Annotated in this window: 8 protein-coding genes; 5 read left to right on the top strand and 3 right to left on the bottom strand. The window is 63.6% G+C overall.

Annotation, left to right across the window (positions count from 1 at the left end; genetic code table 11):
* Nucleotides 1-592 precede the first annotated feature (592 nt).
* Genes JOZ76_RS33970 through JOZ76_RS33955 form a run of 4 tightly spaced genes read left to right on the top strand, consistent with a single transcriptional unit; the run spans nucleotide 593 to nucleotide 4,948 of the window.
* The gene (locus JOZ76_RS33970; RefSeq protein WP_291705751.1) at nucleotides 593-1,606 is read left to right on the top strand and encodes an ABC transporter substrate-binding protein; all 1,014 of its coding nucleotides are present in this window, start codon (nucleotides 593-595) and stop codon (nucleotides 1,604-1,606) included.
* 17 nt (nucleotides 1,607-1,623) lie between these two features.
* Nucleotides 1,624-3,075, top strand: a complete 1,452-nt coding sequence (locus JOZ76_RS33965; RefSeq protein ID WP_291705750.1) for a sugar ABC transporter ATP-binding protein — start codon at nucleotides 1,624-1,626, stop codon at nucleotides 3,073-3,075.
* A complete protein-coding gene (locus JOZ76_RS33960; RefSeq protein WP_291705749.1) occupies nucleotides 3,072-4,001 on the top strand; it encodes an ABC transporter permease in 930 nt (309 codons plus the stop codon). The genes JOZ76_RS33965 and JOZ76_RS33960 overlap by 4 nt, the downstream gene beginning before the upstream one ends.
* Nucleotides 3,998-4,948 carry an ABC transporter permease gene (locus JOZ76_RS33955; protein WP_291705748.1) on the top strand — a complete coding sequence of 317 codons (951 nt, stop codon included), beginning with the start codon at nucleotides 3,998-4,000 and terminating at the stop codon, nucleotides 4,946-4,948. The genes JOZ76_RS33960 and JOZ76_RS33955 overlap by 4 nt, the downstream gene beginning before the upstream one ends.
* An 8-nt stretch (nucleotides 4,949-4,956) precedes the next feature.
* On the opposite strand, the gene JOZ76_RS33950 is transcribed toward JOZ76_RS33955, so the two are convergent.
* From JOZ76_RS33950 to pdxR, 3 genes are all read right to left on the bottom strand, one after another.
* Nucleotides 4,957-5,619, bottom strand: coding sequence for a 2-dehydro-3-deoxy-6-phosphogalactonate aldolase (locus tag JOZ76_RS33950; protein WP_291705747.1), 663 nt, complete (start codon nucleotides 5,617-5,619; stop codon nucleotides 4,957-4,959).
* Nucleotides 5,616-6,584: a 2-dehydro-3-deoxygalactonokinase gene (locus JOZ76_RS33945; protein WP_291705746.1), complete on the bottom strand. Its 969-nt coding sequence runs from the start codon at nucleotides 6,582-6,584 to the stop codon at nucleotides 5,616-5,618. The genes JOZ76_RS33950 and JOZ76_RS33945 overlap by 4 nt, the downstream gene beginning before the upstream one ends.
* Before the next feature lie 348 nt (nucleotides 6,585-6,932).
* Nucleotides 6,933-8,495, bottom strand: a complete 1,563-nt coding sequence (gene pdxR / locus JOZ76_RS33940) for a MocR-like pyridoxine biosynthesis transcription factor PdxR (protein ID WP_291705745.1) — start codon at nucleotides 8,493-8,495, stop codon at nucleotides 6,933-6,935.
* Nucleotides 8,496-8,777: 282 nt separating this feature from the next.
* Between pdxR and JOZ76_RS33935 the strand changes: the two genes are divergently transcribed.
* The coding region (locus tag JOZ76_RS33935) for a haloalkane dehalogenase (protein WP_291705744.1) at nucleotides 8,778-9,620 on the top strand (843 nt) is incomplete at its 3' end.

Raw genomic sequence — 9,620 nt, 5'->3', positions numbered from 1 at the left:
GCCGACGAAATATCCGCCGTCGCTGAAGCTCTCAATGCCCGACCTCGAAAGACGCTGGGCTGGAAAACTCCAGCCGAAGCGCTTGACCAGCTGATCTCATCAATGAAAATAACCGGCGTTGCGACGACCGATTGAATCCAAGGGATGATTTGGCTGAACCTGTGGTAACTGCCGCCTGCGTTTTTTGTTTGCAGGCGGGCCATGGGTGAGGCCTTCACCCGGCATTCCCTGCGCCCTCTGATTTTCGAGGGCGAGCACGATGCACAACTCGGGCGCGTTTCGCGCCGCGGGAATGCGGCGCCATGTTTCTCTGCTGTCATGCCCCGCTTCCCGACTACGCCAAGGCTTCGGCATGGCCACGAACTTCAAGGGCGCGCCGGAGCCTTAGCGAAGGCGGCAAACCGGGCGACGACGCCGGATTTGTTGGCAATCCCTTCGCATCCAAATTTGAGGTGACACCTCATGCGCAAATTCGCGGGCCGGCCGACATTGTCAGACAATCTGATTATGCTAGCCTGCACACCGGCTCGACGCACAATGATCGGCCGCGCCGCTCTCGGCGATTTCCTGAAAAGATGTGGGAGAAGGTTTTATGAAGAAGGCACTTTTGGGCGTTGTTTCAGTCGGCGCGCTGCTCGCCGCGAGCGCGGCCTACGCCGATACCAAGGATAAGAAAATCGCGCTCTCCAACAATTATGCCGGCAACTCCTGGCGCCAGGCGATGCTGAAGAGCTGGGACAAGGTGACCAAGCCGGCGGTCGCCTCCAGCGTCGTCGCGGCGGCTGACGCCTATACCACCTCCGAGAACCAGGTGACCGAACAGGCGGCCCAGATCCAGAATCTGATCCTGCAGGGCTACAACGCCATCGTCGTCAATGCGGCCTCGCCCGATGCCCTGAACGGCGTCATCAAGCAGGCCTGCGATGCCGGTATTACCGTGGTCTCGTTCGACGGGATCGTGACCGAGCCCTGCGCCTGGCGCGTCGCGGTCGACTTCAAGAAGATGGGCCGGGTCGAGGTCGACTACCTCACCAAGAAGATGCCGGCCGGCGGCAACCTGCTCGAAATTCGCGGCCTCGCCGGCGTGTTCGTCGACGACGCGATTCATTCGGGGATCGACGAAGGCGTGAAGGCCAATTCGCAATACAAGATCGTCGGCTCGGTGCACGGCAACTGGGCGCAGGAGGTGGCGCAGAAGGAAGTCGCCGGCATTCTGCCCTCGCTGCCCGAGATCAAGGCCGTGGTGACGCAGGGCGGCGATGGCTATGGCGCGGCGCAGGCTTTTGCCGCGGCCGGGCGTCCGACCCCGCTCATCATCATGGGCAACCGCCAGGACGAGCTGCAATGGTGGAAGGAGCAGAAGGACAAGAACGGCTATGAGACGATGTCGGTCTCGATCGCGCCCGGCGTTTCGACGCTGGCCTTCTGGGTCGCGCAGATGATTCTCGACGGCAAGCAGGTGCCGAAGGACCTGACCGTGCCGTTCCTGCAGATCGACCAGGCCGACCTCGAAAAGTCGCTCGCCACCACCGAGAAGGGCGGCGTCGCCAACGTCGAATATACCGCCGAGGATGCCGCGAAGGTGGTTGCGGGAGCCGGCAAGTAACCCTCGAGTGTCGCGCCTTGAGTGCTGAAGCGATCAGGTTGGACGGCGTCGAAAAATCCTTCGGCGCCGTCCGCGCATTGGCGGGCGTCGATCTCGTGGTCGGCGTCGGCGAATGCCTGGGTCTCGTCGGACACAACGGCGCCGGCAAGTCGACCTTGATGCATGTGCTGGCCGGCGCGCTCGCGCCGGATACCGGGCGGCTTACGGTCGGCGGCATCGAGCCGAAGACGGCGTGGTCGTCGGCGTCATCGCAGGCGGCCGGGATTCGCTGCGTTTTTCAGGAGCTGTCGCTCTGTCCCAATCTCAGCGTCGCGGAAAATGCCCGCATCGTGCACGGCGCGCTCAGCGGTTTTGGCTGGAAGGCGCGGGCGCGCACGCTGATCCGCACAAAACTCGACGAGATTTTTCCCGGACACGGCATCAATCCCGACGATGAAGTCGGCGATCTGCCGATCGGCAAGCGGCAGATGGCGGAAATTGCCCGCGCATTCACCGTCACCAGCGCCCCGCTCCGTCTCGTCATTCTCGACGAGCCGACCTCTTCGCTCGATGCGGTGACCGCCGAACAGCTTTTGGCCTACATCGCTAAGGAAACCGCACGCGGCACGGCCATCATCCTGATCTCGCATCTGCTCGGCGAAATTCTTTCCGCGTCCGACCGCATCGTCGTGATGAAGGACGGCAAGGCGGTGGCCGCGCGTCCCGCCAAAACCTTCGACCGCGCCTCGCTAATGGCCGCGATGGGCTCCGATCTCAATGACGTCGCCGTGTCAGAACAGTTGCGGCCGGCGCCGAAGCCGGATGCTCCGGTCGTGGTGCGCGCCCGGCCGAGCGGCCAGGGTGCCGGCAGCGAACTCATCGTCCACAAGGGCGAGATAACAGGCCTTGCGGGCCTTGCCGGCCACGGCCAGACCAAAACGCTTTTGCAGATTTTCGCCCGGCAAGGCGCCGAGGTCGACGGGCCCATGGCGTTCATCGCTGGCGACCGCCAGAGCGACGGCATCTTCGATCTGTGGTCGATCGCGCAGAATGTGACGGTCCGCTCGCTGCGTTCGCTGACCCGCCGCGGTTTTGTCGATCCCACGGCTGAGGCGCAGCTCGCGCGCACCTGGCGCGACCGCATCGCGATCCGCACCCCTAGCATGGACAACAATATCCTCACCCTTTCGGGCGGCAATCAGCAGAAGACGCTGTTTGCCCGTGCCCTCGGCTCCGACGCGACCGTCATTCTCATGGACGATCCGATGCGCGGCGTCGACGTCGGCACCAAGCTCGAGGTCTATGCGATGATCCGCGCCGAGGCGGCCGCCGGCCGCAGCTTTCTCTGGTACACGACCGAGGTCGACGAACTGACCCATTGCGACCGCGTTTACGTCTTCCGCAATGGCAGGATCACTGAAGCGATCGACGCGGCCGATCTGTCGGAACAGCGCGTGCTGCAGGCTTCCTTTGCGGAGAGCGGAACATGACCAATCCGCGTTTGCTCCGCGCCGCCCTGCCCTTTCTGACACTGGCGATCGTGCTCGCCGCGACATTCTACGTGCAGCCGCGCACCATGAGCTATTTCGGGCTCAATCTGATGCTGCAATATGCGGTGCCGATCGCGCTCGCGACGACAGCGCAGATGTTCATCATCACGGTCAACGATCTCGACTTGTCGATCGGCCCCTTTGTCGGCCTGATCGGCGTGATCGCCGCGACCGCGCTCAATGCCAGTCCCGTGCTCGGCGCTGCCGCCCTCGTCGCCTGCGTGCTCGCCTACGGTCTTGTCGGCGCGCTGGTTCATGCGCGCAACCTGCCCTCGATCGTGGTCACGCTCGGGCTGTCCTTCGTCTGGCTCGGCATCGCCGTCATGATCCTGCCGTCGCCGGGCGGCAAGGCGCCGGCCGCGCTCAAGGCGCTCATGACCGTGCAGACGCCCTATGTGCCCTTTCCGATTTTGGCCGCGGTCGCGATCGGCGTGATCGTCCATCTCGCGCTGATGACCACGAGCTTTGGCGTGATCGCGCGCGGGGCCGGCGGCAACCCGAAGGCGCTGGCGCGCGCCGGTTGGTCGATGCTGCGGACCAAGGTCGTCATGTACATGCTGGCCGGCGTGTTCGGACTGCTCTCCGGTCTTGCGCTGCTCGGGCTCACGACTTCGGCCGATGCCCATGTCGCCGACCGCTACACGCTCTATTCCATCGCGGGCGTGATCCTCGGTGGCGGCGAGTTCATGGGCGGGCGGGTCAATCCGATGGGCGCGGTGGTCGGCGCGTTGACCTTGGCACTGGCGGGCGCGTTTTTGATCTTCTTGCGAATCTCGCCGGACTGGCAGATCGGCGCCCAGGGCGCCATTCTCATCGTCGTGCTGGCGATGCGGGCGCTGGTGACCTATGGGGAGAAGCGGTCATGACCGGGCTTCGCACGCATCTGGCCGAAAAACCCTGGCTGTGGTCCTTCCTCGCAGCGGCGCTGGTCTGGGGCCTTGCGGTCGCCTTCGCGGGCGGACACGGCGGAGGCGAAATCCTGACCTCGGCGCTCGCCTTCGGCACCTTCACGGTCATCGTCGGCCTCGGCCAGATGATGGTGATTACCACAGGGCCGGGAAATGTGGACCTCTCCATTCCCGCAACGATGACGCTGTCCGGCGTCATCGCGATGAAGGTGATGGATACGGATTCCGCGCACATGCTGATCGGGATTTTGGCGGCGATGGGCGCGAGCCTCGTTGTCGGAATCGTCAACTACACGCTGATCCGCCTGCTGCGGATTCCGCCGATCATCGCGACGCTGTCGTCGAGCTTTCTGGTGCTGTCGACGGCGATTTCCTATGGCCGCGGCCTGCGCATCAAGCCGCCGCCGCCGCTCGCCGAATTTGCCACCGTTCGGATGTTTGGAATACCGCTTGCGGCGATCGCGATCTGTCTCCTGAGCCTCGCCGTCGCCGTGATCCTCAAGGGCACGGTCTATGGCAGGACCGTCGCCGCGATCGGGCAGAACGAACGCGCGGCCTGGCTCGCGGGACTGAACGTGCGCGGAACGCGGTTTGCGACTTATGTGCTCAGCGCCTTGCTTGCCGGACTGTGCGGCATCCTGCAATCCGGATTTTCCGGCGGCGCGGCGCTCAACATGGGCGACGATTTTCTGCTGGCCTCGATCGCGGTGGTCGTGATCGGCGGCACCTCGGTGGCCGGCGGGCGCGGCAATGTGCCGGGCATCTGGGGCGCCGCGCTGTTCATGTATCTTTTGGTGACGATGCTGAACATCTTTGGCGCCAGCCCCGGCGTGCGCCTGGTCATGACCGGTGTGATCATCATCGCTGTCATCACGATCGCCGGCGGCGAGCGGCAGACGCGATGACGATTTGTCTAGCCGCGCGCCTCGCGCAAGGCGCTGTCATAGGCAGCGACCGAAGCCCGCCCCGTCTCGCGCACCTCGGCGGCGGTCATGCCCGGACGATAGAGGCTCGAGCCAAGCCCGAAGGCGCGCACGCCGACCGCCACATAGGCGGCGAGATTCTTGTCCGACACGCCGCCGACCGCGCCCACCATCGTGTCCTTCGGCAGGACGGCGAGCTGTGCGGCGATGCCGGCTGGCCCGAGGACCGAAGCAGGAAAGAATTTCAGCGCGGAGGCCCCGGAGCGCAGCGCCAGAAAGGCCTCGGTCGGCGAGAACACGCCGGGCATGGTCACCATCCGCCGCGCCCGCGCCGCCTTGAGCACGTCGGGGTCAACGTTCGGACTGACCATCAAGCGGCCGCCGGCGTCGGCGACGTGTGCGCAGTCGGCCACCGTCAGCACCGTGCCGGCGCCGATCAGGCAGTGCTTGCCAAAACGCTTGCAGAGCCGCTCGATCGAAACGAAGGGATTTGGCGAGTTGAGCGGCACCTCGATCATTTCAAAACCGCAATCGATCAGGCCTTCGACGATAATCTCCGCCTCGTCCGGGCGGATGCCGCGCAGGATCGCCACGAGCGAGCGTTTCACCTCGGGCCAGGGAACGGTTGGTGCGATCGTTGGTGTCAGTGTCATGTCAGGCCCTTGCTTTCCCAGATGCTGATGGCGGCCTTGGCAAGGCCGCGTCGCGAGGCACCTTCGGCATCGACGACGCTTACGTCGAAGCCCGCCTCGCGCAGCGCAACCTCATACAGTCCGCCGAGCCCGCCTGCGCCGATCAGCCGCAGCGCCTGTCGCGCACCGTGCCGTTGCACTGCATCGGCAATCTCGGCGCCAATCAAAAGGCCGGAGAGCCGTGCCGCGCCGTCCGAACGCTGCTCAAAGCCCAGAAGCTGCGCGGCGCGCAACCGGAACAACGACGCGGTCAAGCCGCTGGGCGCGGTCTGCGCCATCGCAACACCGTCGCGGAATGGTCGGCCATCGGCCGACTGTGGCTCACCCGTCTCGATCGCATGGACCAGGATACTGTGCTGCGAAATCACCGAGAACAGCTCGCCCGTCATGTAGGTCGAGAACTCGGTGACGGCCCCCGCCTCGATCCTGATCCACTTGCTGTGCGTGCCGGGGATGCAGACGAGGCCGGTGAAATCCGCTTCGGTCACGCCCAGGAGCTGCGTCTCTTCTCCGCGCATCACGTCGGGCCGGTCGGCGCGCGCCTGCGCAAGGCCGGGCAGGATGCGGATGTCGGCGGCGGCGTCGACCCGGATCGCGCCTTCGTGCAGCGCATCGAGCCGCGTCGGCGTCTTCAGATAGGGGGCCTCGATCCAGCCCTGCCGCGCGCCGGCCATGCCACAGATCAAGACCGGAATTTCCTCCGGCGCGCCGAGCCTGGCGAGATGGTCGCGCAGCACCGGCGCGAAACCCGTGCCGCTACAATGCAGCATGCCTTCGCTGCCGCGGCTTTCGGCGAGCACCTCGCCGCCAGCCGACATCAGCCAGCCGCGAAAGCTGCTGGTGCCCCAGTCCACGGCCACGAATGCCGACTGCGTGCCGCGCGCAGCGGCCGCCTGCCCGGCGTCCTTGTCCTCGTTGGTCCTCATGACGCAGTTCGCTAGACCACTCGCACGCCCACGTCTAGTGCAGATGCACCGCGCTGAGCACGTGAGGCTGCAATTGCTCGGCGGTGGCGTTCAGCAGCAGGCGATATGTATTGGACCATAGCTCATCGCCAAGCCCCATTTTAGGAAGCGGCTAATAGCGCGCTCAGATACGCCGAACGTCATACGGCTTTGCAAGCCCCGAAGCGTCGCCCTGTCCCCAGCGTTCCGTCCGATCGCGTCCTGAACGCGGTGTCGCTTGCGGAAATCACGCGGCACTTCACGCGGAAGCGGCGCGCCCGTCACGCTCAATGCGACAGGCAATCGCCTGGCCGCAAAAAGACATGCGAATCATTTTGTCGTACGATTAGCGCTCGTCAAAAATGCCCGATGGAGGGTCGACACGGCGCGGGGAATCGTCGCTTCGTTTACCGTTCCAAGTCCAACCAGAAACTCGCCACTGCGGTTTTGTTTGACACAGTATCCAGAGACCGCGTGAAGAATGAGACCGCGCTTGGTGGCCCTTTCGACAACCGACCGGTCGTCGTTTCTGCCGAGAAGCCGGCCGTGAGTGGTGACGATGAGATGAAGACCGGCGCCAGTCGACGAGATGCTCAAATCATTGCCAAAGGTGGTCTTGAGGGAGGCGACGAGGGTATGATGGCGCTTTTCATAAATACCCCTCATCCGTCGCGTATGGGATGCGAAATGCCCGTCTGCGATGAATTTTGCCAACACCGGCTGGTCGGATATCGGCGGCTGGATATCGAACGTCGAACGCGCCGCAACGAAGTCTCGCGCCAGATGTTTCGGAACAACCAGATAGCCAATGCGCAGCGCCGGGAACAGAGTCTTTGAAAAAGTCCCGATATAGATGACACGCGTGCCCGAATCCAATCCTTGAAGCGCGGAGATTGGGCTGCCGGCGTAGCGAAACTCGCTGTCGTAGTCGTCTTCAACGATCCACATCGAATTCGCGGCCGCAAAATCAAGCAGCGCCGTGCGCCGTGCGAGCGACATCACCGCGCCAAGCGGAAATTGACGCGAAGGGGTCACGACCGCCATTTTGGCGCCGGGAGCAACCTCGCGCGCAACTGGCAGGCACAATCCCTCCGCGTCGACCGGAACGGGCACAAGCTCGGCACCTGCGCTGCGCAACGGCCCTCGAAGGCCGGTATAGCCAGGGTCCTCGACCCAAACCCTGTCCCCCGGGTCCAACAAGAGCCGCGCCGTCAGATCCAGCCCGTGCTGTGTCCCGGTTGTTATGATGACCTGCTCGGGCTGGCATGCGACCTTGCGCGACACCCTTAGATAGTCCGCCACCATCTCGCGCAGGCTGGCAAGGCCGGCCGCGCCATGGTGGAGGGCAAGGTTTCGCGGAGGTTCACGCCAAATGCTGCCGTGAAGCCGCTGCCAGAGCTCAAACGGAAACTCGAGAACGTCGGGCAGGTTGGGAATGAAGGCGCTGTAACGATCGCAGGGTGACCAGGCCTGCTGGCGAATAGATTGGCCGCGTTCCGACAGCTCCATTCGCCGCCCTGGCCTTGAAGGGCCCTTTTCGAACCAATGGGGCCGCGAATAGTCTTCAGGAAGCACCTGCGCGACGAAGCTTCCTGAACCGGCGCGGGACTCAAGGTAGCCCTCGGCCAGCAGCTGCCTAAACGCGGCTATGACAGTGTTGCGCGAGCAGTTCAGGGCGTGCGCCAGGGTTCGGGTGGCCGGAAGCTTCGTCCCACGGCGCGCGGCTCCCGAAACGATGATCTCCCGGATCTGCTGATAGATTTGTGTTTGCAGCGCGAGCGATCCGGCCCGATCGACCGACAGAATCATCAGAGTTGAGGACAGCGCCTTCCGCAGCGCTGCGGATCGTTGCTTTGCCGTGTTCGTCCGCTTCGCCTTTGTGGGTCCCGTCAACCGGCGCTCCGAAATGAAGCGTTGCTCTTTGATCTATCGGCCGCATTCTAGGCAATACGATAAGCGCCGCAAAGCGGTTCCACAGAGCGCAACGTGCCGGATGCTCGTGTGCGGTCTGGCCTGCGCTCCCGGGATGAGATCGTTGAATGGCTCTCGTTGAGGGTCAACCAGATATCCTTCCCGCCACGGGGCCACTTTCGCGTTCTTCGACAGGTCCACTCCGAAACGCCTCAGGAGGCGGCAGCGTTTACGCCCCGGGCGACGCTGCACAGGAGTACATCAATGCCGCATGTCCCTCATCCCCCGATCTCAACAGAAGACTTCTCACATCGCAAATACGTCCGGGTGCTCGGTACCGACATGGCTTATGTCGATGCCGGCACAGGCGATCCGATCGTGTTCCTGCACGGCGTTCCGACGCCCTCCTATCTGTGGCGTAAGATCATCCCTTATCTCCTGCCGTTCGGCCGCTGTCTTGCGCCCGATCTTGTCGGTATGGGTTACTCCGCCCCGGCGCCCGATGGCGGCTATCGCTTCGTCGATCATCAGCGCTACCTCGATGCCTGGTTCGACGCGATTGGCGTTGACCACAATGTGATCCTGGTCATCCACGACTGGGGGGCTGCGCTCGGTTTCGCGTGGGCGCAGCGTCATCGAGACCGCGTCAAGGCAATCGCCTACATGGAAGGCATTGTGCGTCCCTTCCAATCCTGGGATGAATGGCCCGAAAACACAAAGGCGTTTTTCCAGGCGCAACGCTCGCCGGCCGGCGAGGACATCATCCTGCAAAAAAATCTCTTCATCGAATATCTGCTTCCTCTGCGCAACATTCCTCCGGAAACGCTCGAAGTGTACCGCCGCTATTGGAGCATCCCCGGCCTCTTGCGTCAGCCGATGTTGACCTGGACACGTGAATTGCCGATTGCGGGCGAGCCATCGGATGTAGTCAGCATCGTCGATTCCTATGCACGGTGGCTGTCGCAAAGCCAAATCCCGAAACTGTTCATTGACGCGGACCCGGCTGGCTTTCTGATCGGCGCACAACGGGAATTCTGTCGTGCATGGCCCAATCAAGAGATCGTGACGGTGAAGGCCGCACACTTCGTGCAGGAAGAGCAACCCGAA

The sequence above is a fragment of the Bradyrhizobium sp. genome, assembly GCF_019244115.1.
Lineage (GTDB): Bacteria > Pseudomonadota > Alphaproteobacteria > Rhizobiales > Xanthobacteraceae > Bradyrhizobium.
Note: the sequence above shows the minus strand (reverse complement) of the source record. Positions and strands in the feature narration are given on the sequence as shown.

Bases quoted from the DNA above. Each gene is read 5' to 3' on its own strand.
- JOZ76_RS33970 (WP_291705751.1), top strand. From the start codon at position 593: ATGAAGAAGGCACTTTTGGGCGTTGTTTCAGTCGGCGCGCTGCTCGCC.
- JOZ76_RS33960 (WP_291705749.1), top strand. From the start codon at position 3,072: ATGACCAATCCGCGTTTGCTCCGCGCCGCCCTGCCCTTTCTGACACTG.
- JOZ76_RS33955 (WP_291705748.1), top strand. From the start codon at position 3,998: ATGACCGGGCTTCGCACGCATCTGGCCGAAAAACCCTGGCTGTGGTCC.
- JOZ76_RS33950 (WP_291705747.1), bottom strand. From the start codon at position 5,619: ATGACACTGACACCAACGATCGCACCAACCGTTCCCTGGCCCGAGGTG.
- JOZ76_RS33945 (WP_291705746.1), bottom strand. From the start codon at position 6,584: ATGAGGACCAACGAGGACAAGGACGCCGGGCAGGCGGCCGCTGCGCGC.